General features: G+C 64.8%; 22 protein-coding genes and 1 pseudogene. 14 read left to right on the forward strand and 9 right to left on the reverse strand.

The window, feature by feature from the left end; genetic code table 11:
- Positions 1 to 2: 2 nt before the first annotated feature.
- From bioA to F2P45_RS11890, 4 genes are read right to left on the reverse strand one after another with little or no spacing between them, the layout of a single operon-like run.
- Positions 3 to 1,331: an adenosylmethionine--8-amino-7-oxononanoate transaminase gene (bioA, locus tag F2P45_RS11875; RefSeq protein WP_229505043.1), complete on the reverse strand. Its 1,329-nt coding sequence runs from the start codon at positions 1,329 to 1,331 to the stop codon at positions 3 to 5.
- Between the two features lie 13 nt (positions 1,332 to 1,344).
- Positions 1,345 to 2,130, reverse strand: coding sequence for an enoyl-CoA hydratase/isomerase family protein (locus F2P45_RS11880; RefSeq protein WP_166874658.1), 786 nt, complete (start codon positions 2,128 to 2,130; stop codon positions 1,345 to 1,347).
- Positions 2,131 to 2,151: 21 nt separating this feature from the next.
- A complete protein-coding gene (locus F2P45_RS11885; RefSeq protein ID WP_166874661.1) occupies positions 2,152 to 3,759 on the reverse strand; it encodes a carboxyl transferase domain-containing protein in 1,608 nt (535 codons plus the stop codon).
- A 12-nt stretch (positions 3,760 to 3,771) separates the two neighbouring features.
- Positions 3,772 to 4,197, reverse strand: coding sequence for a YchJ family protein (locus F2P45_RS11890; RefSeq protein ID WP_187367165.1), 426 nt, complete (start codon positions 4,195 to 4,197; stop codon positions 3,772 to 3,774).
- 150 nt (positions 4,198 to 4,347) lie between these two features.
- Here F2P45_RS11890 and F2P45_RS11895 point away from each other — a divergent pair, with 150 nt between their 5' ends.
- From F2P45_RS11895 to F2P45_RS11905, 3 genes are all read left to right on the forward strand, one after another.
- Positions 4,348 to 5,295, forward strand: a complete 948-nt coding sequence (locus F2P45_RS11895) for a zeta toxin family protein (RefSeq protein WP_166874664.1) — start codon at positions 4,348 to 4,350, stop codon at positions 5,293 to 5,295.
- A complete protein-coding gene (locus F2P45_RS11900; RefSeq protein ID WP_166874666.1) occupies positions 5,292 to 5,603 on the forward strand; it encodes a hypothetical protein in 312 nt (103 codons plus the stop codon). The genes F2P45_RS11895 and F2P45_RS11900 overlap by 4 nt, the downstream gene beginning before the upstream one ends.
- 296 nt (positions 5,604 to 5,899) lie before the next feature.
- On the forward strand, positions 5,900 to 6,139 hold the full coding sequence (locus tag F2P45_RS11905; protein WP_166874668.1) for a DUF2283 domain-containing protein: 240 nt from the start codon (positions 5,900 to 5,902) through the stop codon (positions 6,137 to 6,139).
- Positions 6,140 to 6,235: 96 nt separating this feature from the next.
- On the opposite strand, the gene F2P45_RS11910 is transcribed toward F2P45_RS11905, so the two are convergent.
- Complete coding sequence (locus F2P45_RS11910) at positions 6,236 to 7,471, reverse strand: D-amino acid dehydrogenase (RefSeq protein ID WP_166874671.1); 1,236 nt, start codon at positions 7,469 to 7,471, stop codon at positions 6,236 to 6,238.
- Between the two features lie 361 nt (positions 7,472 to 7,832).
- Between F2P45_RS11910 and F2P45_RS11915 the strand changes: the two genes are divergently transcribed.
- The 10 genes from F2P45_RS11915 (at position 7,833) to F2P45_RS37240 (ending at position 17,492) form a co-directional block, all read left to right on the forward strand.
- Positions 7,833 to 8,573 carry a GntR family transcriptional regulator gene (locus tag F2P45_RS11915; RefSeq protein WP_166874674.1) on the forward strand — a complete coding sequence of 247 codons (741 nt, stop codon included), beginning with the start codon at positions 7,833 to 7,835 and terminating at the stop codon, positions 8,571 to 8,573.
- A gap of 71 nt (positions 8,574 to 8,644) precedes the next feature.
- Positions 8,645 to 9,526, forward strand: a complete 882-nt coding sequence (locus F2P45_RS11920; RefSeq protein ID WP_166874677.1) for an N-acetylmuramic acid 6-phosphate etherase — start codon at positions 8,645 to 8,647, stop codon at positions 9,524 to 9,526.
- A 91-nt stretch (positions 9,527 to 9,617) separates the two neighbouring features.
- Entirely contained in the window at positions 9,618 to 10,892 is a 1,275-nt protein-coding gene (locus F2P45_RS11925; protein WP_166874680.1) for an MFS transporter, read from the forward strand.
- Positions 10,889 to 12,013, forward strand: coding sequence for an acyltransferase family protein (locus F2P45_RS11930; RefSeq protein ID WP_166874684.1), 1,125 nt, complete (start codon positions 10,889 to 10,891; stop codon positions 12,011 to 12,013). The genes F2P45_RS11925 and F2P45_RS11930 overlap by 4 nt, the downstream gene beginning before the upstream one ends.
- Positions 12,014 to 12,098: 85 nt before the next feature.
- Entirely contained in the window at positions 12,099 to 13,658 is a 1,560-nt protein-coding gene (locus F2P45_RS11935) for a glycoside hydrolase family 10-like protein (RefSeq protein ID WP_229505044.1), read from the forward strand.
- Positions 13,655 to 14,599, forward strand: a complete 945-nt coding sequence (locus tag F2P45_RS11940; protein WP_166874690.1) for an N-acetylglucosamine kinase — start codon at positions 13,655 to 13,657, stop codon at positions 14,597 to 14,599. Before F2P45_RS11935 ends, F2P45_RS11940 begins: the two co-directional genes overlap by 4 nt.
- 70 nt (positions 14,600 to 14,669) lie before the next feature.
- Positions 14,670 to 15,485, forward strand: a complete 816-nt coding sequence (locus F2P45_RS11945; protein ID WP_370663239.1) for an N-acetylmuramoyl-L-alanine amidase — start codon at positions 14,670 to 14,672, stop codon at positions 15,483 to 15,485.
- A 17-nt stretch (positions 15,486 to 15,502) separates the two neighbouring features.
- The gene (locus tag F2P45_RS11950; protein WP_166874695.1) at positions 15,503 to 16,411 is read left to right on the forward strand and encodes a LysR family transcriptional regulator; all 909 of its coding nucleotides are present in this window, start codon (positions 15,503 to 15,505) and stop codon (positions 16,409 to 16,411) included.
- On the forward strand, positions 16,408 to 17,019 hold the full coding sequence (locus F2P45_RS11955) for a M15 family metallopeptidase (protein WP_166874698.1): 612 nt from the start codon (positions 16,408 to 16,410) through the stop codon (positions 17,017 to 17,019). The genes F2P45_RS11950 and F2P45_RS11955 overlap by 4 nt, the downstream gene beginning before the upstream one ends.
- Positions 17,020 to 17,186: 167 nt before the next feature.
- Positions 17,187 to 17,492: a GNAT family N-acetyltransferase gene (locus tag F2P45_RS37240; RefSeq protein WP_370663240.1), complete on the forward strand. Its 306-nt coding sequence runs from the start codon at positions 17,187 to 17,189 to the stop codon at positions 17,490 to 17,492.
- Positions 17,493 to 17,924: 432 nt separating this feature from the next.
- Here the strand turns inward: F2P45_RS37240 and F2P45_RS37245 are convergent.
- From F2P45_RS37245 to F2P45_RS11980, 4 genes and pseudogenes are all read right to left on the reverse strand, one after another.
- Positions 17,925 to 18,875, reverse strand: a pseudogene (locus tag F2P45_RS37245) (Fic family protein); the annotation flags it as partial.
- Positions 18,876 to 19,068: 193 nt separating this feature from the next.
- Entirely contained in the window at positions 19,069 to 19,785 is a 717-nt protein-coding gene (locus tag F2P45_RS11970; protein WP_166874701.1) for a hypothetical protein, read from the reverse strand.
- Between the two features lie 13 nt (positions 19,786 to 19,798).
- A complete protein-coding gene (dacB, locus tag F2P45_RS11975) occupies positions 19,799 to 21,256 on the reverse strand; it encodes a D-alanyl-D-alanine carboxypeptidase/D-alanyl-D-alanine endopeptidase (RefSeq protein ID WP_166874704.1) in 1,458 nt (485 codons plus the stop codon).
- Positions 21,257 to 21,270: 14 nt separating this feature from the next.
- Positions 21,271 to 22,509, reverse strand: coding sequence for a spore maturation protein (locus F2P45_RS11980; RefSeq protein WP_166874707.1), 1,239 nt, complete (start codon positions 22,507 to 22,509; stop codon positions 21,271 to 21,273).
- Positions 22,510 to 22,658: 149 nt separating this feature from the next.
- On the opposite strand from F2P45_RS11980, the gene F2P45_RS11985 reads away from it, so the two are divergent.
- Positions 22,659 to 24,380: an ABC transporter substrate-binding protein gene (locus tag F2P45_RS11985; protein ID WP_166874710.1), complete on the forward strand. Its 1,722-nt coding sequence runs from the start codon at positions 22,659 to 22,661 to the stop codon at positions 24,378 to 24,380.
- Positions 24,381 to 24,503 lie beyond the last annotated feature (123 nt).

A 24,503-nucleotide genomic window follows, 5' to 3' on the forward strand; every position in this document is an offset into this window, starting at 1 on the left:
AATCAGCTCGCAATCACGGAGTCGAACACGGCGCGGGTGCGCTCGGCCAGGCCGTCGCTTTCCTCGTCGCTGAGGATATACGGCGGCATCAGGTACACGGTGCGGCCGATGGGGCGCAGCAGCAGTTCGTTGTCCAGCGCGCTGGCAAAGAAGCGGCGCGAGAAGGTGGCCGCGCGCGCGGCGTCGGGTTCCACCGCGTCGAAGGCCCAGATCATGCCGCGCTGGCGGAAATTGCGCACGCGCTCGTGTTGCGCCAGCGGCGCCAGGGCCATCGTCAGGCGCGTGGCGCGCGCGCGGTTGCGGTTCAATACATCGTCTTCCTGGAAGATCTGCAGGGTCGCCAGCGCCGCGCGGCAGGCCAGCGGATTGCCGGTGTACGAGTGCGAATGCAAAAAGCCGCGCGTGACATCTTCGCTGTAGAAGGCCTGGTACACCTCGTCGCGCGTGAGCACCAGCGAGAGCGGCAGATAGCCGCCGCTGATGCCTTTAGAGAGGCACAGGAAGTCGGGCCAGATGGCGGCCTGCTCGCAGGCGAAAAAGGTGCCGGTGCGTCCGCAGCCGACCGCGATTTCGTCGAGAATCATGTGCACCTGGAAGCGGTCGCACAGTTCGCGCACCAGGGTCAGGTAGAGCGGGTCGTGCATCGCCATGCCGGTCGCGCACTGCACCAGCGGCTCGATGATGATGGCGGCGATGTGGCCGGCGCGTTCTTCGAACAGCTTTTCCACGTCGGCGGCGGCGCGCCGCGCCACGTCCTGCGCGCTTTCGCCTTCCTGCGCGTTGCGCGCGTCCGGCGACGCCACCACGCGCGCGGCGCGCAGCAGCGGGCCGTAGGCATCCTTGAACAGGGCCACGTCGGTCACGGCCAGCGCGCCGATGGTTTCGCCGTGGTAGCTGCCTTGCAGGCACACGAATTCCTGCTTGTCCGACAGGCCCGCGTTGCGCCACGCATGAAAGCTCATTTTCAGCGCGATTTCCACCGCCGAGGCGCCGTCCGAGGCGTAGAACGCGTGGCCGAGCACCTTGCCGGTCATCTCGGACAACTGCTCCGACAGGCGCACCACCGGTTCGTGCGTGAAGCCGGCCAGCATGGCGTGCTCCAGCCGGTCCAGCTGGTCCTTCAGGGCCGCGTTGATGACCGGGTTGGCGTGGCCGAACAGGTTGACCCACCATGAACTGATGGCGTCCATGTAGCGCTTGCCCTCATGGTCGTACAGCCACGCACCGCGCCCGTGGCTGACCGGGATCAAAGGCACCGTTTCGTGGTGCTGCATCTGCGTGCAAGGGTGCCACACGCTGCGCAGGCTGCGCGCTACCCAATCCTGGGACATGTCCGCCATCCTGTTACACCAGCCACGACGGCTTGCGTTTTTCGAGGAAGGACGCCACGCCTTCGCGCCCTTCGCTTGATGCGCGCACCTTGGCGATGCGTTCGGCGGTGTCGACCACCATGGCCGCGTCGACCGCTTGGCCGGCCACCTCGCGCACCAGTACCTTGGCTTCGCGCACGGCGTTCGGGCTGCTGGTGACGAGCGCGTTGACGATCGCCGCCACATGCGCGTCGAGCGCGTCGGCAGGCACGATATCGTGCACGAAGCCGATGCGGTGCGCTTCCTGGGCGCTGAATTTTTCGGCCGTGAGGAAGTAGCGGCGCGCCGCGTTCTCGCCCATGGCGCGGATCACGTACGGCGAAATGGTCGCCGGGATCAGGCCCAGTTTGACTTCGGACAGGCAGAAGCTGGCGCTGTTGACGGATACCGCGATGTCGCACGCGGCCACCAGGCCCATGCCGCCGGCGTAGCAGTCGCCCTGGATCTTGGCGACCACCGGTTTCGGGCACAGGTAGATCGCGCGCAGCATCTCGGCCAGCTTGGACGCGTCCTCGCTGTTTTCGGCGTGCGAGTAGCCGGCCATTTTCTTCATCCAGTTCAGGTCCGCGCCGGCGCAGAAGGCCGGGCCGTTCGCATCGAGCACGATGGCGCGGATGTCGTCGCCGCGTCCCAGTTCATCGAAGGCCAGCGACAGTTCGGCGATGGTGATTTCGTTGAAGGCGTTGCGCACGTCCGGGCGGTTCAGGGTGACGGTGGCGACCTTGTCGGCGGTGGCAACGGCGAGAGTTTGATAGTCCATGCGATTCCTTTACCTGAAGCTTTACATGCGGAAGACGCCGAACTTCGTGTCCGGGATCTCCGCGTTGAGGGCGGCCGACAGGCCCAGGCCGAGCACCATGCGGGTGTCGGCCGGATCGATCACGCCATCGTCCCACAGGCGCGCGGTGGCGTAGTAAGGGTGGCCCTGGTGTTCGTACTGGTCCTTGATCGGCTGCTTGAAGGCGGCTTCTTCGTCAAGCGACCACTGGCCGCCCTTGCCTTCGATACCGTCGCGCTTGACCGTGGCCAGCACCGACGCGGCCTGGTCGCCACCCATGACCGAGATGCGCGCATTAGGCCACATCCACAGGAAGCGCGGCGAGAACGCGCGGCCGCACATGCCGTAATTGCCGGCGCCGAAGCTGCCGCCGATGATGACCGTGAACTTCGGTACCGCCGCCGTGGCGACGGCCGTGACCATCTTGGCGCCGTTGCGGGCGATGCCTTCGTTTTCGTACTTGCGCCCGACCATGAAGCCGGTGATATTTTGCAGGAACACCAGCGGGATCTTGCGCTGGCAGCACAGTTCGATGAAGTGCGTGCCCTTCAATGCCGACTCGGAAAACAGAATGCCGTTGTTGGCGATGATGCCGACCTTGACGCCATAGATATGGGCGAAGCCGCAAATGAGGGTGGTGCCGTAGCGCGCCTTGAATTCGTCGAAGTCGCTGCCGTCGACGATGCGGGCGATGACTTCGCGCACGTCGAAGGGTTTGCGCGTATCGACCGGGATCACGCCGTACAGTTCTTCCGGCGCGTACTTCGGTTCGACGGATTCGCGCAGCGCCATCTGGGCCGGTTTCACGCGGTTCAGGTTCGAGACGATGGTGCGCGCCAGCGACAGCGCATGCAGGTCGTTCTGCGCCAGGTGATCGACCACGCCCGACAGGCGCGTGTGCACGTCGCCGCCACCCAGGTCTTCGGCCGTGACCACTTCGCCGGTGGCCGCTTTGACCAGCGGCGGGCCGCCCAGGAAAATCGTGCCCTGTTCCTTGACGATGATCGACTCGTCGCTCATGGCCGGCACGTAGGCGCCGCCGGCGGTGCAGGAACCCATGACGACGGCGATTTGCGGGATGCCCTTGGCCGACAGATTGGCCTGGTTGAAGAAGATGCGGCCGAAATGGTCGCGGTCGGGGAACACGTCGTCCTGGTTCGGCAGGTTGGCGCCGCCCGAGTCGACCAGGTAGATGCACGGAAGGTTGTTCTGGTCCGCGATTTCCTGCGCGCGCAGGTGCTTCTTGACCGTCATCGGGTAATAGGTGCCGCCCTTGACGGTGGCATCGTTACAGACGATCACGCACTCCTGGCCGGACACGCGGCCGATGCCGGTGATGATGCCGGCGGCGGGCGCGGCGCCGTCGTACATGTCGTAGGCGGCCAGTTGCGAAAATTCGAGGAAGGGCGTGCCGGGATCGAGCAGCATCTGCACGCGGTCGCGCGGCAGCAGTTTGCCGCGCGCGACATGCTTGGCGCTGGCGGCGTCGCCACCACCGGCGGCGGCCGCGGTGACCTTGGCGCGCAGGTCGTCGACGATGCGTTGCATGGCTGCGGCGTTGGCCTTGAAGTCGTCGCTGCGCGGATTGAGTTTGCTGTCGATGTGGGGCATTGCGATCCTTTTTTAGTCCGGGAAACTGCCGTCCAGGTAGTACCAGCGCGCCACGCCGTCGTGGGTCTCGCGAACGAAACGGCTCACTTCGTGCAGGCGGTGCGCGCGCCCGCCAATCTTGTAGCGGGCGACGAATTCTACGGTATCGGCGTCCGGCGATTCTAGCAGGTTTGCTTGACGTTTACGTAAACGTAAGGCAGATTTAATCTCCAGTCCGAGCCAGCGGGTTTGCTCGTTTTCGCCGACGATGGGATCGGCCGGTACCGTGCTCGGGTGCCAGGTGGCGCGCAGGTAGGCCTCATTGCCCTGGGTGTAGGCGCTGTAGCGCGAGCGCATCAGGGTTTCGGCCGTCTGAGGCACGGCGTCGCCGCTCAGGAAAGGAGCGCAGCAAGTGGCGAAGGTGGCGCCGCCGCAGGGGCAGGTGGAGGGAGAGGGCATGATTGTTTGCAGAAACAGAATCTTGCAATTATCCGCCATATTGCCGCTGACGATGGAACGGTCCGCACATTTGCGTGCGCGCAGACTGTGCTCATCGAACGCTGTTAAGTTTGATGTCGTCGATTGACATTTTGCGTTGACAGGCGATCCATGACCAAGAACTTTGCCAGGCCATTGCTGGACCACGAAAGCATCGAGGCGTTTTTATGCGGGTGCCTTAATATCAGGCACGAACTCAGGCTGCACGGCGGCGACAAGCTCGATCTCCTCGAATTGTGCAAATGCATTCGTGATGCGGAGCGCGCGTCGGAAGCGGCGCTGGAAAGCTCGACAATGACGAGCCGGCGCAACCGCGTGCCGCAATACCGCAGCGATCTGGCACGCGACGGTCTGCGCCGCCAGATTGTGCGAGAGCTTATCAGTAACGACAGGCTTGGTTCTGACGACGATATTCGTCTTGGACATGGTGGCTCGAAACCACATGGGCAAGAAGCGCACCCCGGGGCATGCGCCTATATTGTGACCGGCCTGCCAGCGTCGGGTAAGTCGGCACTGGTCAGCGCAATCTCGGATCGCCTGGGAGCAATGGTGCTCGATTCGGATTTTGCCAAGCGCAAGCTGCCTGAATTTGCGCACGCACTGGCCGGACCGATGCTGGTTCATGAGGAGTCACGTCTGCTTGTTTTTGCGAACTCCAACCCGCCATCGTTGTCAAAGTACTGCATGTCGAAAAGACTGAACGTCGTTGTGCCGCTCGTGGGCAATGACGAACGTCGTTTGAAAGCTGTACGCCAGTCCTTTCGCGCACATGGGTATCGGGTTCACCTGACAGCCCTGTTGCTGAGTCGAGCCAAAGCAACAGAGCGGGCGCTTGTGCGATTTCTGGAAACGGGACGCTACATTCCGCTCAGTATGATCTTCGACAAATATGCGAACGATCCTGTTTTGAACTATTACAAAGCATGGATGGATGCCGATACCGGCAAGGATGCCGGATGGGCGTCATTGGGAGCGTTGGTTGCGGCGAACAGTCCGCTGCGAGTTCACAGCTTTAGTTCGCATGCCAACCCGGCCGCACTATGGGAGCACGCAGCATGAAAAAGACATCACTTCGCAAGAATCGCTTTTCTACGGAATCAGCCCGGTTGCCGGACGATTTCCCCATGCGCAAACTCAGCAGGAAGCCGCGGTCCTACCGCGCCAATTCCAGCAGCGCTCGCTTGAGCTTAAGAGAGATGATGATGCGCCAGTGGGATGACTCCGGCATTGCGGAGCTTCTGGGCGCAGGTATGGGCCGGCCGATTTCTCCGGAAGCGCAGGCTTTCTACGACCATATCGACGCCGTAAAGGCAGGCAAAGCAACATGGGATGAATATGAAAAACCTGTGGTCAGCGAGGCGGCTTGAGCGCGTAACCCAAGCCCTTCCAGGCTGATCGGCGACGCATCGCCGCGCATCACGTCAGCCAATATGCTGGCCAACCCGCACGCAAAGGTCAAACCCAGCGATCCGCGATCCACCTTCGTCCTCCATGCGCTTTCGGACACGCTCTGATCGCATGTCAAAGATTGTTGCATGCTGGAATCCTCGCCGCCCTTGGGACGCCCCCTCCTCCGCTGCTGTCCGGCCTACCCGAGAACGCCTTGTTCCGGGAGTGTGTCGTGGCTGGTACGCGTTGTTGACTTGTAGATTGGGAAATCGTTATGGCGAATGGAAAAATTGAATTCAAGCTTGCTGAGCCCGATCTTGAAGAAGATCCGGATCACGATCCCGAGGACGATCTTCAGGTTGCGTATCTGAGCCTTCCCGATCACCCGGCAGTGCGCGTGGCCGGCCGTGGAAAAATGGCGCGTCTATCCGATCTCATCGACTATGAAGGCGCGGATATTTTCCTGGACTTCGACGCTGCCGGACGTCTTATCGGCATCGAAGTCCTGGCATAGCGGCCGAATCCGCCGGGACTGATCCAACGCTTCCCTGTGCCCTTTGCGTACCGCATGTTTCCGCTCCGGCTCACTTGGGCATCACGGCATGCCTGTTCAGCCCCGCAGCCCCAGCCCCTCCAGGCTGATCGGCGGCGCCTTGCCCCGCATCACCTCGGCCAATATGCTGGCCGACCCGCACGCAAACGTAAACCCCAGCGGCCCGTGCCCCACGTTCAGCCACAAGTTGCCGAGCGGCGTGGCCCCGATGAGCGGCGCGCTGCCGGGCGTGGCCGGACGCAGCCCCGCCCACGCGCTCACCTGCCCGTAATCGGCCGCCAGCGGCATCACCGCGTGCGCCTGGCGCAGCAGGCCCGCGATCCGGCCCGCGTCGAGCGAGGCATCCTCGCCCACCATGTCGACCATGGCCGCCACCCGCAACTGCGCGCCGATGCGCGCATACAGCACCTTGCGCTCGAAGTCGGTCACGCTGATCTCGGGCGCGCGGTCGCCCGGCCGGACCGGCGCGGAGAGGCTGTAGCCCTTGAGCGGATATAAGGGCAGATAGATGCCGGCGGTGGCCGCCAGGGTACGGCTGCGGATGCCCGCCGCCAGGACAAAGTCGTCGGCGGCCAGCATGCCGGCGCTGGTATCGAGCCAGCGCACCGTGCCGTTCTCGACCAGCAAGCTGCGCGCGTCGCCGCGCACCACCCCGCGAAAACGCGGATGCGCGCGCAGGCGCTGTCCCAGCCCGACACAAAACGCGTGGCAGTCCGCCACCGCCTCGCCGCGATTGAACATGCCGCCGGCCAGCACCGCCTGCGCCGCCGCCAGCGCCGGCTCGCGCGCCACGCACTCGGCCGCCGACAGCACGTCGCCGCCCTGTGCCGCGCGCGCCGCCGCGGCGAAGACCTTGGGCGAGCGGTACACCACCAGCTTGCCCGCCTCGCGCCAGGCAAACTCTTCTTTAGGCAGGATGCCGTCCAGCCGCTCCATCGCTGTGCGGCTCAGCTCGCCAAGTTGGAGCAGGCGCGTCGTGGTGCGGCGGTGCGTGTCCGCATTGCAGTGCGCCACGAACTGCGCCAGCCAGCGCCACTGGCGGCGGTCGGCCTCGGGCCGGAAGCGCAGCGGGCCATCTTTCTGCACCAGCCAGCGCAGCGCCTTGAGCGGCACCCCGGCGTCCGCAAACGGCGCCACATAGCGATAGCTGAGCTGGCCGCCATTGCGGAAACTGGCGCCCGCGCCGAGCGTGGCTTCGGCTTCGAGCAGGGTCACGCCGAACCCGGCCTCGAGCAGCCACCAGGCCGATGCCAGTCCCACCACCCCGCCGCCGATCACGATCACTTCCCGCATGCCGCTGCACCTCCCGCTACCTTGACGCCCCCAGCTTACGGACTGGGCGCCGCGTGCGCCAATGAATCGTGCAGCCACGCCCATAACCGCCGCTCATGAGTCTTGTCGATGAAATAAGAACTCTGGCCCCTTTGTCAGCACGGCATAAAATTTCCGCAGCGGCGCGGGAGCCGGCCACCCAATCAGGCTAGAATGTACGACCAGCGCCACATTATTTTGCCGCCAGCTATAACGTGCTGATATGCGCGCGGTGAATAATTTCATACTGGCGCATACTGACCGGCAGCGGCATTGCGACTACACTATCGCGCGCGCCGGCATGACGGAGCAGCACAGGACCATGACCATGAGCGGAACCGTAATGAGCACTACCCACACCGATTTCAAGGTCGATTCGAACGACAACTCCCCGCTGTACATGCAAGTGGCGCGCAAGCTGATCCAGGATGTGCGCGACGGGCGCTATCAGGTCGACCAGGCATTGCCGTCCGAACGGCTGCTGTCCGAACAGCTCGACGTCTCGCGCGTCACCGCCCGCAAGGCCATCGACCAGCTGGTCGAGCAGGGCCTGGTGGTGCGCCGCCGTGGCTCCGGCAACTACGTGGCGCCGCGCATCGAGCAGCCGCTGTCGAACCTGTCGAGCTTTTCCGAGCAGTTGCAGCAGCGCGGCTACCGCCCCGGTTCTCAGTGGCTCAGCCGCTCGGTGGTGGTCGCCTCCGCCGACGAGCAACTGAGTCTCGGATTGTCGCCGAATGCCCGCGTGGCCCGCCTCGAACGCCTGCGCCTGGCCGACGATGTGGTCATGGCCTACGAGGTCAGCGTGATTCCCGCCAGCGTGCTGGCACGGCCGGAAGCGGTCGGCAACTCCCTGTACGAGCACCTGGCCACCACCGGCCACACTCCGGTGCGCGCGCTGCAGCATATTCGCGCCATGAATGCCGGCGCCGTCCTGGCCGGCCAGCTCGGCGTGCCCGAAGGCCAGGCCGTGCTGTACATCACGCGCGTGGGCTACCTGGAATCGGGCCAGGCGGTCGAACTGACCCATTCGTATTGCCGCAGCGACCACTACGACTTCGTGGCGGAGATGCGCCGCGTCGCCTGATGCGATTCTTTTCATACTGAACGCTGCCTGTTTGGCATTACACTAGCCGCATCCCCAGCAGCGGAGCGGCCATGTTGAATACCGAAACCCCGGACCGGCAGCATGCGGCCCTCGACCAGTATCCGACCGCCGAGCTGGTCGACGCACTGGTCGACGACCAGTTCAATGCGGTGCGCGCGGTGCGGGCGGCATCAAGCCAGATCGCCGCCGCCGTCACGGCCGCGCTGCCGCGCATCGAAGCCGGCGGGCGCCTGATGTATGTGGGCGCCGGCACTTCCGGCCGTCTTGGCGTGCTCGACAGCGTTGAACTGTATCCCACCTTTTCCTGGCCGCACGAACGCGCGCTGGCGCTGCTGGCCGGCGGCATCGACGCCATGTTCGTCGCCGTCGAAGGGGCCGAGGACGACACTGCCCAGGGCGCGGCCGACCTGCGCGCCTTGAATCCAGGACGCGACGACGTGGTGCTGCTGCTGGCCGCTTCCGGCGCCACCCCCTACGTGCTGGGCGCGCTGCAAGCGGCCAGCGAGGCCGGCGCGCTCACGGTCGGCTTCGCCAACAATCCCGATGCGCCCGTGGTGCGCGGCGCGCAGATCGGCATCACGCTCGACACCGGCCCCGAAGTCATTTCCGGCAGCACCCGCCTGAAGGCCGGCACTTCCCAGAAAATCGCCCTCAACACCTTTTCGAGCGCCTTGATGGTGCGTTTACACAAGGTCTACGGCAACCTGATGGTAGACTTGAAACCAAGCAATGCCAAGCTGGTGCTGCGCGCGGTCCGCCTGACGATGTTTGCCACCGGCGCCGACGAGGCCGCCGCCCGCGCGGTGCTGGAACAATGCGATTTTCATGTCAAGGTCGCCATCGTGGCCCTGACCAAAAAAACCAGTATCGGCCAGGCCAGGGCCCTGCTTGACAGTGCGCGCGGCAGCGTACGCCAGGCACTGGCCGCTTGACGCCATCCCGTGACGTGCGCGGGCCGGCGCCAGCGGCCCGCCCTGCCTGCATGATCACGAAAGAACAATAAGAACTGCGATGCAAACTGCGATGCAAACCAAGCAAGACAGAAGCCCCTGGCTGTGGGTGCCTTCCCTGTATTTCGGCCAGGCCATTCCCTACGTGGTGGTGATGACCCTGTCGGTCCTGATGTACAAGGACCGCGGCGTCGGCAACGACGATATCGCCTTTTACACGAGCTGGCTGTACCTGCCCTGGGTCGTCAAGCCGCTCTGGTCGCCGCTGGTGGACATGGTGCGCACCAAGCGCTGGTGGATCGTCTCCTTGCAGCTGGCCATCGGCGCCGCGCTGGCCGCGGTCGGCTTCACGATGCACCTGCCGGGCTGGTTCCAGATGAGCCTGGCCGTGCTGTGGGTGATGGCCTTCTTTTCCGCCACCCACGACATCGCCGCCGACGGCTTCTACATGCTGGGCCTGAAGCAATATCAGCAAGCCGCCTTTGTCGGTGTGCGCAGTACCTTTTACCGCCTGGCCACGATTGCCGGCGGCGGCGCGATGGCCATGCTGGCGGGCAAACTGACCACCAGCACGGGCGACGTCGGCTTTGCCTGGTCGGTCGTGTTCTTCGTGCTCGCGGCGCTGTTCAGCGGCCTGTTCGCCTATCACAGCGTGGTGCTGGGGCGGCCGGCCGAAGACAAGACCGTGCTCGGGAGCGAGAACAAGCTGGCCGAGTTCTTCGCGACGTTTGCCTCTTTTTTCGGCAAGCGCGATATCTGGCTGATCCTCGGTTTCATCCTCACCTTCCGCCTGGGCGAATCGCAATTGCTGAAACTGGCGATTCCCTTCATGAAGGACCCGGTCATCAAGGGTGGGCTCGGCATGACGACCGCGCAGGTCGGGCTGGCTTACAGCACCATCGGCATCATCGCGCTGACCCTGGGCGGGCTGCTGGGCGGCTTGCTGATTTCGCGCTGGGGCCTGAAACGCTGCCTGTGGCTGATGGTGTTCGCGGTGCACCTGCCCGACGTCGTGTTCGTGTACCTGGCCACCGCGCTGCCACAGGATTTCGTGTTGATCGCGGCCAGCATCGCACTGGAACAGTTCGGCTACGGCTTCGGTTTCACCGCCATGCTGCTGTACATGATCATGGTCTCGGACGGCGAGCACAAGACGGCGCACTACGCCATCTGCACCGGGCTGATGGCGCTCGGGATGATGGTGCCGGGCATGTTCAGCGGCAAAATCCAGGAATTCCTGGGGTACCAGAACTTTTTCATCTACGTTTGCGTGATGACGATTCCCGCTTTCCTCATGGCGGCGCTGGTGAAGATCGATCCTGAGTTCGGCAAGAAAACCGATCAATGACGGCCCCAGCCCGCCTGACTTCGCTGGATGCCTTCCGCGGCTTCACCATCGCGGCCATGACCCTGGTCAATAATCCGGGCGACTGGGCGCATCTGTATTCCCAGCTCGCCCACGCCCAGTGGCACGGCTGGACCTTCACCGACTGGATTTTTCCGTTTTTTCTTTTCATCGGCGGCGTCTCGATGGCCTTCTCGCTGGGCCGCCTGGCCGCAGCCGGGGCCGACAAACCGGCCCTGCTGCGTAAACTCGCGGTGCGCGCCGGCATCATCTTCCTGATCGGCCTGGCGCTGAACCTGATCCCGGGTGCCGACTTGTCCACCGTGCGCATCCCCGGCGTGCTGCAACGGATCGCCATGTGCACCCTGCTGGCCGCGCCCATCGTGCTGTATTTCAGCTGGCGTCAGCAAGTGCTGTGGATTATCGGCCTGCTGGCGCTCTACAGCGTGCTGATGCTGCTGGTCCCGGTGCCCGGCATCGGCGCCGGCGTGCTCGAACCGGGCCAGGACTTTGGTGCTTACATCGACCGCCTGCTGCTCGACGGTCACCTGTGGCCGCAATCCAAAACCTGGGATCCCGAAGGCTTGCTCTCGACCATCCCGGCCCTGTGCAGCCAACTGCTGGGCGTGCTGGCGGGGCGCTGGCTGTTGTCGAACCACTCGCGCAGCGAGCAGACCGTCTGGATGCTGCTGGCCGGCCTGGCGCTGCTATGGATCGGCGCCATGCTCGACGTAATTCTCATGCCGATCAACAAGAGCCTGTGGACACCATCCTTTTGCCTGTTCATGACCGGCTGGGCGCTGATCGTGTTTTCCAGCTTTTACTGGTTGCTCGACGCCAATCCCCACGCGGCGATCCGCACCGCGGCGGCGCGCTGGAGCACCCCGCTCATCATTTATGGCATGAATGCACTCTTCATTTTCGCGTTTTCCGGGCTGGTGTCTAAAATGCTGGGTTTTATCGCGCCCGGCGGCGTCAGCCTGGCGGCGCGCCTGTATGCACAGGTGAGCGCGCTTGGCGTGTCGCCGGTCAACAGCTCTTTGCTTTATGCTCTGCTGTTTAATGCGGCAATGTTCTTGATCGCATGGGGCATGTGGCGCAAGAAGTGGTTCGTAAAAGTTTAAATTGGGGAATGGTTTGCAGCCGAACAGGACAAGACGCGCATTCGCGCGAGCAGGAGTAGCCGGCGCCATGGCGCTGAGCGGGTTGATGACAGCGTGCACCACGAACACGCCGGTGGCGCCGGGCGCGGCCTATGGCGTGACGCCCAGCCCGGCCACCATCCAGGGCGGCAGCGAGACCGTGCCGCCGCTGGCGCCGCGCGAGTTCCGCGCCGCCTGGGTCTCGACCGTGGCCAATATCGACTGGCCCTCGCGCGCCAACCTGCCGGCCGAAAAACAGCAGGCCGAGGCCATCGCCATCCTCGATCGCGCCAAGGCCATGAACCTGAACGCCATCGTGCTGCAGGTGCGGCCGAGCGCCGACGCCATCTATCCGTCCAAGCTGGAACCGTGGACCGAGTACCTGAGCGGCACCCAGGGCCAGGCCCCGCAGCCGTGGTACGACCCGCTCAAGTTCTGGGTCACGCAAGCCCATGCGCGCGGGCTGGAACTGCACGCCTGGTTCAACCCCTACCGCGCGCGCCACGCCACCGCCAAGTCGGCGCCGGCGCACGACCATATTTCCAAGTCCAATCCGGCGGCCGTGAAGACCTACGGGCGCTTTTTGTGGATGGACCCGGGCGAAGAATCGGCGTCGAAACACACCCTGGACGTGATCCTCGACGTGGTGCGCCGCTACGACATCGACGGCGTGCACCTGGACGACTATTTCTATCCGTATCCGATCGAAGCGCCCGGCGCCAGCGGTGCCGAAACTGCCGCGCTCGACGGCGCTTACGTGCCCAAGGCCGAGCTGGAGTTTCCCGACCAGCCGGCCTGGCAGCGCTATTTGCTGTCCGGCGGCAAGCTGGACCGCGCCGACTGGCGGCGCCAGAACGTCAACAAGCTGATCGAAGCGATGTACACCGGCATCCACCGCGAGAAAAGCTGGGTGCGGGTCGGCATCAGCCCGTTCGGCATCGGCCGTCCGGACCGGCGCCCGAAAGGCATCGTCGGCTTCAGCCAGTACGACAAGCTCTACGCCGACGCCGAACTGTGGCTCGCCAACGGCTGGCTCGATTATCTGTCGCCGCAGCTGTACTGGTCGATTGCCCAGGCGCCGCAGGCGTACGACGTGCTGCTCGACTACTGGGTGGCGCAGAACGGCAAGCGGCGCCATATCTGGCCGGGACTGTTTACCAGCCGCATCGGTGCTGCCAGCAAAGGTTTCCCGGCCAGGGAAATCGTGCAGCAGATCGGCGTCACGCGCAGCCGCGCCGGCGCCGGCGGCCACGTGCATTTCAGCATGGTGGCGCTGATGGAAAACCGCCAGGGCCTGACCGACCAGCTCAAGGCCGGTCACTACGTCGCCCCGGCGCTGGTGCCGGCCTCGCCATGGCTGGGCAACGAGACGCCCGGCGTGCCGACGGTGACTGCGCGGCGCGAGGGCAACGGCGTCGCGCTCAAGCTCACGGCCGGCAAGTCGAATGCGCAGTACGCGATCTGGTCGCGCCACGGCGGCGAATGGCGCTTTGCCGTCGTGCCCGCCTCGCGTGCCGACTGGACCGTGCTTGATGACGCCAGAAACGGCCCGGCCAGCGCCGTGTTCGTCAGCGCGGTCGACCGCCTCGGTAACGAAAGCGAACGCGTGACGGTCCTCAAGCCATGAGTGGACTCGGCCTTGGCATCGATGCCGGCGGCACCTGCACGCGCTGGGCGCTGGCGGCGCCCGATGGCGCCATCGTGGCCGAGGGCGAGCAGGCAGGCTTGTCGGCCTTGCAGATGGGCAGCAGCGACGGCCGCGCCAAGGTGCGGGCGAGTTTTGCCGCGCTGGCCGCCAGCGTGCTGGTCCATGGCCAGGCGCAGGCCGTGCGGGCCGGCTTGACCGGTTTCGGCGGCGACGGCGCGCTGTTGCGGCAGTGGCTGGCCGCGCCGCTCGGCTTGCCGGTGGAATCGGTGCTGCTCTCCAGCGATATCGACATCGCGTATCTCGCCAGTTTTGCGCCGGGCGAGGGCTATCTGGTGTACGCCGGGACCGGCTCGATCGGTGCGTGGATCGATGCCGATGGCGTGTCCCACCGTGCCGGCGGACGCGGCGTGATCCTGGACGACGGCGGTGGCGGCTTCTGGATCGCGCGCGAAGCGCTGCGCCACATCTGGCGCAACGAGGATGAAGAACCGGGCCGCTGGCGTTCGTCGCCGCTGGCGCGGGCCGTGTTTGCGCAGATCGGCGGCGACGACTGGGCGCTGTCGCGCCAGTTCATGTACGGACAGGAGCGCGGCGAGGTCGGGCGGCTGGCGCTGGCGGTGGCGGCCAGTGCCGAGGCCGATCCGGTCGCGGGCGCGATTTTGAAAGAAGCGGGACGCGAACTGGCGCGCCTGGCGCGGGCCTTGACGATGCGCTTCGGCGCGCGCCCGGTGGTGCTGGCCGGCCGCGCCGCCGCGCTGCATCCGCTGATTGTGAACACGATGCGCGCCGAATTGCCGGATACGATAAGCTTGACGCAAACGACCGCCCGCGCTCATCATGCAGCGGCGCGTTTAGCCGCCACCGCCACCGTCGTTCCCGCGCAGGCGGGAACCCAAGTTCCTCATGTAGCCACCGACTGAGCTGCGAACTTGGGCTCCCGCCTGCGCGGGAGCGACGGAGGTAAATTTGACATTGCCTCTACCTCTACATTTGCCGATGAAAACCCTGCTAGCCGCCCTCCTGATCGCCCTGCTCACCGGCTGCGCCACCGGTCCCGTCATCGACCACACCTACTCGGCCAAAGGCCAGAGCAGCCGCGTCAAGTTCGTGGTCCTGCATTACACGGCCATCAACCTGCCGCAGTCGATCAAGGTATTGACCGAGCAAACGGTGAGCAGCCACTACCTGCTGACCGACGAAGCCGTGCCCGTCGTCTACGGCCTGGTCGACGAAACGCGCCAGTCCAACCACGCCGGCGTATCGAACTGGAAAAACTACACCCTGCTCAACGGCAGCTCAATCGGCATCGAAATCGTCAACCCCGGCTTCACCGAATCCCCGGCCGGCCGCATCTGGTACCCCTTCCCGCAAGCCCAGGTCGACCGCCTGATCGTGCTGCTGCAAGACATCGTCAAGCGCCACAACATCCCGTCCGAAAACATCCTCGGCCACAGCGACATCGCCCCCCAGCGCAAGCAGGACCCCGGCCCGCTGTTCCCATGGGACCAGCTGGCCCGGCACGGCCTGGTGGCCTGGCCCGACGCCGCCAAGGTCGCCGCGGCGCGCCCCGTCTTCGACCTGATGCTGCCCGACGTCGCCTGGTTCCAGGCGCGCCTGGCCATGGTCGGCTACGCGGTGCCGCAGACCGGGCTGCTGGACGAAGCGACCCGCAACGTCATCGCCGCCTTCCAGATGAAATACCGTCCAATCACCATCGACGGCGCGCCCGACGCCGAAACGGCGGCCCTGCTCGACGCCCTCACCACGCCCGCCGTGAAACCGGTCGCCGCGAAAACGGCGGCATAAGCGGAGCCGATAGCACCATGCGCCTGCGCCACATCGAAGTCTTCCACGCCATCATGCAGGTGGGCACGATCAGCGGCGCGGCCCAGGTGCTGCACATTTCGCAGCCGGCCGTGACCAAAGTGCTGCAGCATTGCGAGCTGCAACTGGGCATGCCGCTGTTCGAGCGCGTGCGCGGGAAACTCTACCCCAAGCCGGAAGCGCACCGCCTGTTCGCCGAAACCGAAAAACTGCACCGCGACCTGCAAGGCATCCGCCGCCTCGCCGCCAGCCTCAAGGGCGGCGCGGTCGACACCATCCGCCTGGTGGCCACGCCGACCATCGCCGTCAGCGTGCTGCCGCAGGCAATGACGGTGTGGCGCAAGGCGTTTCCGCACACGCGCTGCGAGCTCGGCACGCACCACACCAGCGAAATCGTCCAGACCCTGCGCCTGGGCGAAGCCGACCTGGCGCTGTCGCTGCAAGACCCGCACCACCCCGGCATCGTCGCCGAAGCGCTGGCCGAGGGCGTGATGACCGTGATCGCCCCGCCAGGCAGCTGGAGCGCGGACCTGTGCGGCCAGCCGGTCGGCGCCGATGGCCTCAGCGGCGAACTGATCGGCCACGCCGGCAACGACCCGCTCGGCGAACAGCTGGTGGCCGCCTGCGAGGCGCAGGGCGTCCATCCGGTGTTCCACACGGTGGTGCAGACCTACCAGATCGCCCGCTCGCTGGTCGAGGCCGGCGCCGGCATGGCGGTGGTCGATCCGTTCACGGCGGCGTCGGCGCAGGATGCCAGGGTGCAGCGGCGCGCCTGGACCCCGCCGATTCCCGTGCAGCTGTTTTTGCTCACCGCCAGCAATGCGCCGCTCTCGCACGGCGCCCGCGCCCTGGTCGCCAGCATCGGTGCGGCCGCGCGCCAGTGCCTGCTGCGTGGCGTGCCGCCATGATCGACGGCTTGCCGATAGAACAGGTCGGCCGGTGCGCCGACTTCCGCCACTTGTCGAGCATTGACGGGATTGCGGTCGACCTGCGCTACGCGGGGGTGGACAACTTCACCGGACGCGACCTGTATTCGCCGTTCGACTGCGCCTGGCTGCACGTCGATGCCGCTAGCGCGCTGGAACGGGTGGTGGCCTGGCTGGCGCGCGCGCGGCCCGGCTGCACCGCGCTGATCCTCGATGCGCTGCGCCCGCAGCGGGTCCAGGAAGCGCTGTGGGACGCGCTCGACGGCACCGGCCTGCGCATGTACCTGGCGCCGCCCGAGCGCGGTTCGATCCACTCCTTCGGCATGGCGCTCGACATCACCATTCTCGACGAGCACGGGCGCGAACTCGACATGGGTACGGGCTTCGACGACATGAGCGAGCGCTCCCATCCGGCGCGTGAAGACCTGCTGCTGGCGCGCGGCGAGCTGACGCCGCTGCATGTGCAAAACCGGCAACTGCTGCGCGCCGCGATGGCGCAGGCCGGGTTTGCAGGCATTGCCAGCGAATGGTGGCATTTCGATTATGGCGACCGCGACTGGGTCAGACAAACCTTTCAGCGCGTGCTGTAAGGCATCGCCAGCGCGTGGCATCCCGGACTGTTACCATAAAACAATCTCAACAACGCCCGCCGCCTCTTCCCATGAATATCAGCCTGAACGACCAGATCGGCGACGCCGAAGTCATTGCCTTGTACCGCGCCAACGAATGGTCCTCCGCCGGCAAGCCCGAGCAGCTGATGGCCGCCTTGCGCAACTCGCACAGCCTGGTGACGGCGCGCGAGGATGGCGTGCTGGTCGGCATCGGCAACGCCATTTCCGACGGCCACCTGGTGGTCTACTACCCGCATTTCCTGGTCGACCCGGCGCACCAGCGCAAAGGCATCGGGCGCCTGATGATGCAGGCGCTGTGCGCGCGCTATGCCGGTTTTCACCAGCAGATGCTGACGGCCGACGGCGACGCGATCGCCTTCTACGAATCGCTGGGCTTCACGCGCGCCGGCCGCACCGCGCCGATGTGGATTTACGCAGGTACCGAACACTGAGCGGACAGGGCGGCCTTCGTCAATCCAGGCTTGGGTTTCTTTCATGCCGAGCCGGTAGCGCGCACAGTTAAAATCGGCAAGGATGTTCAGTTCCTGCGTGAGCAGTTCCTGGAACCTTGCCGTGTCCTCGGCGGGCAATTCCAGTGAAGCTATTGCCTCCGCCATCGGTTGACGCCGCCGGACCACCGCTCCCACCGATGCGCTGAGTGCTTCGCGATACTTCACGCGAAAGGGATCCGGCGCATCCAGGGCTCCCGCCACGGCCTGGTACTTGGTCTGGGAGCGCCGATAGGTCCATTCGAAGAGGTCAACCGCCATCGACACATCGCACGCCTCATACACACCCATCATCGCCAGCGCATAGTCGTCACGGTCGACATCGAGAAACGACAGTGGCGCCTGGTTATACAGCATCAGCGGAATATTGGCGGCGATCCGGCTCACGCGCTTGTTGCCGTCCTCGAAAGCCTGGAGGTACGCCAGGTTCACCCAGAGGAAAAAGGATGCCTCCAAAGGGTTCTTGATTTGCTGCGCCTTCAGGATGATGCGCTCGAACATCTCTTCCAGCACCGCCGCGACTTGGGACGGAATATACGTGCTGCCGCTGACGTTGACTACTTGCGTGCGCATCGTGCCGAGTGACGCGGCATCAACCAGCAGATCGTGCATGAGTATGGCATGCACATTGCAAACCAGACGGGTGTTAAGCCCTTGCAGGGGAACCGCCTCCACAATGAATTCAATGGCAGCTTTATGATTGAGCAGCATGATGGCATCGCTGTCGGTCGCGGCAGCGCCGCTTTTGAACAGCCTCTCCGTATCCATCAGGGTGTAGCGATTCCCTTCGAGACGAGAGGATGACCATGACAGGTCGATCAGCAATTGCTCCAGCACTTTACGGGCGTAAGTCCCCGCCGGAAGCCGGCCGGGGAGGTGGCCGAGCGCAAGCAGTTCGTCCGCGAGTTCAGGAGACAGCAAGAAAGTGTCGTCGGGCTTGTAGTTGTCGACAAATTCCCGGCGATACGTGACGGGGGTACGGGCCGCCACAGGCCGTGTCAGGTGTTGCCGGAGCTGCAGGCTGGCGGCGCTCCAGCGGGGTCGCTCGTCGGTGGAGATGGCGCTGGTGGGCGTGGCTGTTGCTGTCGGTTCAGGGGCAATAGTAGCCTCGCTTGTCAGCAGGCGATATCGCGTTGCGCGGGCTTTGCCCATCATCTCGACGTGGGCGGTCGACACCAGCTTGGCCAGCATGCGCTTGATAGCATCCTTGCTTGATCCGGTGGCATCAAGCAGTTGCGACGATGAGACCAGCTCCTTCCCACCCACGGTCATGGCAGCCATGATTTGCAGCAGATCTGCGGTGGTCAGGCGGTCGTTATAGTGCATAAATCACCTCAATAGTCTGAGTCGATTCTACCTAAACCACGCCTTGTTGGGAGTATCGGTGCACTTTTTCGAAGTATTGATGCATTTTCGTCAGAATCGGTGCATTTTTTCCGAGTATCGGTGCATTTCTTTGGGAATCGGTGCAGTTTTCGGAGAATCGGTGCAATTTCGGAGAATCGGTGCGATTCATGGCTCAGCGCATCTTAGTGCGGCGGCGCAAGGTCAGGTCGTGGTAAATCACCACCATATTGGCCGACACAAACATCGGCACCAGCGCGCACAGCACGACGGCGATCAGCGTCGCCACCACCGCTTCGACCATCCGGTTCGACAGCGACACCATGTTGACGTCGAACGCGTTGACGCAGAACACCACCGGATAGACATAGCTGAATCCGAACGCCACATGCCACCAGTGCCCGCGCACCAGGCGCAGGCTGCCCGTCAGGGCCTTGATCACCGGCAGCCCATCGACAACCAGCGCGATCCACCAGAACGACAGCGCAATGAACAAATAGGTACCGGGCACGATGAGCATGAGCGAGCCGGTCCCGACCGCCAGCATGAACAGCGCCGCCCCCGCCAGGCACGGCAGGAAGCTGCGCAGGCCGCGCCGCAGCGCCTCGCCCGCGCTCGCCGATCGCCCGTGCGCGCTGGCGTGCACCTGAACCACCAGTGGCGCCATCAGCGCCGGGCACAGCAGCAGGAAGGCGCCGATCAGGTACAAGGCCCAGGCCTGGCCGAGGTATCCCGCCTCGCCCAGAAGGTAGCCCGTCCCGAGCAGCGCGAACAGCAGCACCATCGGCAGCAGCGCATACGGCAGCGCGCGCGTGAAACTGGTGTAGAACAGATGCAGCGCGGCGCGCATCAGTTCGAGCGGCGCCAGCGGCGCCGGCGCGAGCCTGGACAAGACCGCTGCCGGCTTAATTCGCCACTCCCGAGCGCGCCACCCAATCGACCAGCGCATCGAGCACCGCACGGCCCTTGCCGTTGCCGATCAGCTCGCTGTTGATCATGGCCACCACCACGCATTGCTGCCCGCCGGCATCGCGCACATAACCGGCCACCGCCACCACATTGCGCAAGGTGCCGGTTTTCAGGCGCGCACGCTGGGCCGCCGGGCTGTCGGCCAGGCGCCGGCGCAGGGTGCCGTCCACCGCCGCGATCGGCAGGCTGCTGACGAATTCGGGCGCCCAGTTGCTGCGCAGCGCCGCTTGCAGCACGCCGCCCATCTGCGCCGCGCTGATGCGTTCGATGCGCGACAGGCCCGAGCCGTTTTCCAGCACCAGCCCGCTGTCGTCGATGGCGCGCGCACGCATCCAGTCGCGCACGGTGCGGTCGGCGCGCGCCACCGTGCTTTCGCCGGGAATGGTGGCCAGCGCGCGGCTGCCCACCACCGGATCGGCTTCCAGGCTGCCCAAGGTCAGGAACACGGTGCGCGCCAGGGTGTTGTCGGAGCTCTTGTTGTAGTCGCGCACGATGTCGGGCAGGCTGCGCGAGACGTGCTCGGCCAGCAGGCGCGTGGCCGGCGGGCTGGCCGCTTCCACGGTCTCGCCCACCAGCACCCCGCCGAGGCGATGCCAGGTGGCGCGGAACAGGCGGTCGAGGTAATCCTGGCGGTCGAGCACGTTGACCCGGTACGACCTGGCGCAGTGTTTCGGAAAACTGCCCTTGAGCAGCACCGTGATCTTGCCCGTGCGCTCGCGCCGCACCTCCGGCGGCTTCCAGCCGTTGGCCCAGCTGCCGCAGTCGGCGTCGATCAGGGTCATGGCCGATGTCACCGTCACGCCCTCGAGCGCCGGAGAGGCCGCCACCGCCACCGTGCCGGCGCCAGAGCGCAGGTCGAGTTCGAGCATGTTCTTGTTGACCATCAACGCGTCGGGAATCACGTTGGTGTAGGCCTCGGGCGATTCGTCGAATTGCGGCGCGCCGATATCAAGCCGGGCCGGGTTGAACAGCTCGCGGTCCAGCAGCAGGCGCCCGTCGATCTTGCGGATGCCCTGGTTGCGCACCGATTGCAGCATGCGTTCGAGCACTTCGCCGCTGAAATCGGCATCGGCCCCGCCGCGCAGCACCAGATCGCCGCGCAGCACGTCGCCAGTCACGCCGGCGCCGCTGCGCAGTTCGGTGCGGCCGCGAAACGCCGGCCCGAGCTGGTCGAGCGCGACGATCGTGGTCACCAGTTTCATGGTCGAGGCCGGGTTGAGCGGACGCTCGGCCAGGTGCGACAGCAGCGCCGCGTCGCCGCGCAGCACCAGCGCGCTCATGGCGTCTTCCGGAATGTTGGCGTCGAACAGCAACTGGCTGACCGGGGCCGGCAACTGGGCGCTGGCCGCTTGCGTGAAAGCGAGCAGGACGGCAAGGGCGAGGGGTCGCAGCATCTTGATTCTCATAATCAGCCGAAGAACAGGTAAGCGACGAAGATTGCAGCGACCATACCGGCCACGTCGGCCAGCAGGCCGTACGAAATCGCGTAGCGGGTTTTCCTGATGCCGACCGAGCCGAAATACAGGGCGATGATATAGAAGGTCGTGTCCGCCGCACCCTGGAAGATGCAGGCCAGGCGGCCGACGAACGAATCGACGCCGTAGGTCTTCATGGCGTCGATCATCATCGCCTTCGAGCCGCTGCCCGAGAGCGGCTTCATCAGCGCGGTCGGCAGGGCGCCGGTAAAGCTGGTGTCGAGGCCGAACTGGATCAGTACCCAGTTGACGCCGCCGACGATCAGGCCCAGTACGCCGGAGTTGCGGATCACGCTGATGGCGACGAGCATGCCGACCAGGTAGGGAATGATCGTGATCGAGGTCTGGATGCCGCCCTTGGCGCCTTCGATAAAGGCTTCGTAGACATTGACCTTGTTGCGCATGGCTGCGACGATGAAGGTGACGATGATGGAAAACAGGATCAGGTTGGCGCCCACCCTGGAGACCAGTTCGATCTCGGCCTTGCTCAGGAAGAACGCGAAATAGCAGACCAGAGCGACGATGGCCGCCGTGGTGCCGCCGAGCCAGGCGAGCACGACCCGGTCGAGCAGATTGATGCGCTGCTTGAGGGCGACCGCAATGATGCCGACCAGGGTTGCCACGTAGGTCGCGATCAGGCAGGGAATGAAGATATCGGATGGGTCCTTGGCGCCCAGGATCGCGCGCTGCGCCATGATCGACAGGGGAATGACGGTCAGGCCCGAGGTTTGCAGCACCAGGAACATGATCTGCGCATCGCTGGCCTCGTCCTTGTTGGGGTTGATCGACTGCAGGCTTTCCATCGCTTTCAGGCCGAACGGGGTGGCGGCGTTGTCCAGCCCGAGCATGTTGGCGGAAAAGTTCATCACCATGTGGCCGTTGGCCGGGTGGTCTTTCGGTACGCCGGGGAAAATGCGCGAGAAGAACGGTCCGATCACCCTGGCGATGAAACCGACCGCACCGGCCTTCTCGCCGATGTTCATGATGCCGAGCCACAAGGTCATGATGCCGGCCAGGGGCAGGGCGATCTCCATCACGCTCGAGCGGGCCGATTCGAAAGTGCCATCGATGATCTTCCTGAAGATATCGGTATCGCCGAGGAAAATCCACTGCGCCAGCGCCGCCAGGAAGCCGACCAGGAAAAAGCCGGACCAGATGTAATTTAATGCCATATCGTATTCGTTTCGCGTAAGAGATGATGTTGCAGCGAGAGTATAGGCGCAGGTTACCGCGAATTAAGCAAACCATGCAGCTTGGCTATGTAAAAAGTCCGGCGCCGCCGCCGTGGCCTATCATACGCACCGGACCACGAGGATTTTCCATGACGATTCGCCGCCTGATTGCCACCAGCGTTGCCGCCCTGCTGCTCGCCGCCCCCGCGCAGGCGAGCGAGAAAGTCCTGCACACCCTGCTGACCACCAGCGAAACCGGGCTCGACCCGGCGGTGGCGTCCGACATCGCCACCCTGAGCCTGCTCGAAAACCTGTTCGACCCGCTGCTGCGCTACGATGTCGACGCCCGTCCGGTGGCCCTGCGCGCCAACGCCGCCATGGCGCTGCCGGAGGTGAGCGCGGACGGCCTGGTGTACACCTTCCGCCTGCGTCCCGGCATGCTGTTCGCCGCCGATGCGGCCTTCAAGGGCGAGCGCCGCGAGGTGACCGCCGCCGACTATGTTTACAGCCTCAAGCGCCTGTACGACCCGGCCATCAAGTCGCCGTGGCTGTTCCTCTTCGAGGGCAAGCTCAAGGGCGACGTCGCACTCAAGGAGGCGTTCAGCCAGTCCACCGAGATTGCCGGCCTGCAGGCACCTGGTCGCCACACCCTGCGTATCACCCTCTCCGCGCCCGACAAGAATTTCCTGTTTTACCTGGCCATGCCAGCATCAAGCGTGGTGGCGCGCGAAGTGATCGACGCCTATCCGCGCCAGGCCGGGAATCATCCGGTCGGCAGCGGTCCGTTCCGGCTGGGCGAGTGGAAGCGCAGCGACAAGATCGTACTGCTGGCCAACCGCGACTGGGGCGTCACCTGGCAAGGCCAGCGCCTGCCGTTGCTGGACAAAGTCGAGGTGCGCATCGCCGAGGAATTCCAGGGGCGCATGCTGGGCTTTTTGAGCGGCGAATACGATTACCTGGAGCAGGTGCCGGAATCGCTGACCGACATGGTGATCAGCAACGGTCGGCTGAAACCCGAACTGGCCGCGCGCGGCATCGTGCTGAGCCGCTTTCCGGTGCTGCAGACCTATTACATGTGGATGAACATGGAAGATCCGCTGCTGGGCGGCTACGGCAAGGACAAGGTCGCCCTGCGCCGCGCGATTGCGCTCAGCTACGACAGCGCGGAAGATATCGGCCTGCTCAAGAAAGGCTTCGCCCTGCGCGCCGAGTCGCCGTTGCCGCCGAATGTGCTCGGCTACGATCCCGCCTACCGCACGCCGGTGCCGTACAACAAGGCACTGGCCCAGGCGCTGCTGGAGCGCTTCGGCTACCGCCAGCGCGATCCGGACGGATTCCGGCGCGGCCCGGACGGCAAGCCCGTCACCCTGACCATGCACAGCGAAGCGACCGTCGGCGGGCGCCTGCGCGACGAACTCTGGCGCAAGAACCTGAACGCCATCGGCCTGCGTGTGGTGTTCCGGACCGACAAGAAGACCGAAATCATCAAAGCCTCGCGCCTGGGCAAGGTGCAAATGTTCGAGAGCAACTGGATCGCCGATTTCCCGGATGGCGACAATTTTTATCAGTTGCTGTACGGCGCCAACCGTGGCCGCGCCAACTATGCGCGCTTCAATTTGCCAGCCTACAACGAGCGCTACGAACAGGCGCGCCTGCTGGGCGACTCGCCGGCGCGCCAGAAACTCTATGGCGAAATGAATCAATTGATTCACGCCTACAACCCTTGGGTACCGCTGAGCCACCCGCTCTCTGCCGACCTGCAACATCCGTGGTTAAAAAACTACAAGCGCCACCCTGTCGAATTCACCACGTGGCGCTATCTCGACATCGATCCGGAACAGCGCACCCGCGCCAGTAAAATGGCCCGGTAATGCAAGCTGCATACCGCCGCGAGCCATTCGGCAAGCCATTCGGCAAGCCATTCGGCAAGCCATTCGGCAGGCCATTCCCTGAAGTTATAGTTGCTTCAGGAAATTTCATTGGTTGTCCCACTA

The organism is Massilia mucilaginosa (assembly GCF_011682145.1).
Lineage (GTDB): Bacteria > Pseudomonadota > Gammaproteobacteria > Burkholderiales > Burkholderiaceae_D > Telluria_A > Telluria_A mucilaginosa.

Coding starts and splice junctions, on each gene's coding strand:
- F2P45_RS11980 (WP_166874707.1), bottom strand. CDS start 22,509: ATGGCATTAAATTACATCTGGTCCGGCTTTTTCCTGGTCGGCTTCCTG.
- F2P45_RS37240 (WP_370663240.1), top strand. CDS start 17,187: ATGGCCGCCTTGCGCAACTCGCACAGCCTGGTGACGGCGCGCGAGGAT.
- F2P45_RS11985 (WP_166874710.1), top strand. CDS start 22,659: ATGACGATTCGCCGCCTGATTGCCACCAGCGTTGCCGCCCTGCTGCTC.
- F2P45_RS11920 (WP_166874677.1), top strand. CDS start 8,645: ATGTTGAATACCGAAACCCCGGACCGGCAGCATGCGGCCCTCGACCAG.
- F2P45_RS11925 (WP_166874680.1), top strand. CDS start 9,618: ATGCAAACCAAGCAAGACAGAAGCCCCTGGCTGTGGGTGCCTTCCCTG.
- bioA (WP_229505043.1), bottom strand. CDS start 1,331: ATGTCCCAGGATTGGGTAGCGCGCAGCCTGCGCAGCGTGTGGCACCCT.
- F2P45_RS11955 (WP_166874698.1), top strand. CDS start 16,408: ATGATCGACGGCTTGCCGATAGAACAGGTCGGCCGGTGCGCCGACTTC.
- F2P45_RS11935 (WP_229505044.1), top strand. CDS start 12,099: ATGACAGCGTGCACCACGAACACGCCGGTGGCGCCGGGCGCGGCCTAT.
- F2P45_RS11890 (WP_187367165.1), bottom strand. CDS start 4,197: ATGCCCTCTCCCTCCACCTGCCCCTGCGGCGGCGCCACCTTCGCCACT.
- F2P45_RS11915 (WP_166874674.1), top strand. CDS start 7,833: ATGAGCACTACCCACACCGATTTCAAGGTCGATTCGAACGACAACTCC.
- dacB (WP_166874704.1), bottom strand. CDS start 21,256: ATGCTGCGACCCCTCGCCCTTGCCGTCCTGCTCGCTTTCACGCAAGCG.
- F2P45_RS11905 (WP_166874668.1), top strand. CDS start 5,900: ATGGCGAATGGAAAAATTGAATTCAAGCTTGCTGAGCCCGATCTTGAA.
- F2P45_RS11910 (WP_166874671.1), bottom strand. CDS start 7,471: ATGCGGGAAGTGATCGTGATCGGCGGCGGGGTGGTGGGACTGGCATCG.
- F2P45_RS11930 (WP_166874684.1), top strand. CDS start 10,889: ATGACGGCCCCAGCCCGCCTGACTTCGCTGGATGCCTTCCGCGGCTTC.
- F2P45_RS11895 (WP_166874664.1), top strand. CDS start 4,348: ATGACCAAGAACTTTGCCAGGCCATTGCTGGACCACGAAAGCATCGAG.
- F2P45_RS11885 (WP_166874661.1), bottom strand. CDS start 3,759: ATGCCCCACATCGACAGCAAACTCAATCCGCGCAGCGACGACTTCAAG.
- F2P45_RS11940 (WP_166874690.1), top strand. CDS start 13,655: ATGAGTGGACTCGGCCTTGGCATCGATGCCGGCGGCACCTGCACGCGC.
- F2P45_RS11880 (WP_166874658.1), bottom strand. CDS start 2,130: ATGGACTATCAAACTCTCGCCGTTGCCACCGCCGACAAGGTCGCCACC.
- F2P45_RS11900 (WP_166874666.1), top strand. CDS start 5,292: ATGAAAAAGACATCACTTCGCAAGAATCGCTTTTCTACGGAATCAGCC.
- F2P45_RS11950 (WP_166874695.1), top strand. CDS start 15,503: ATGCGCCTGCGCCACATCGAAGTCTTCCACGCCATCATGCAGGTGGGC.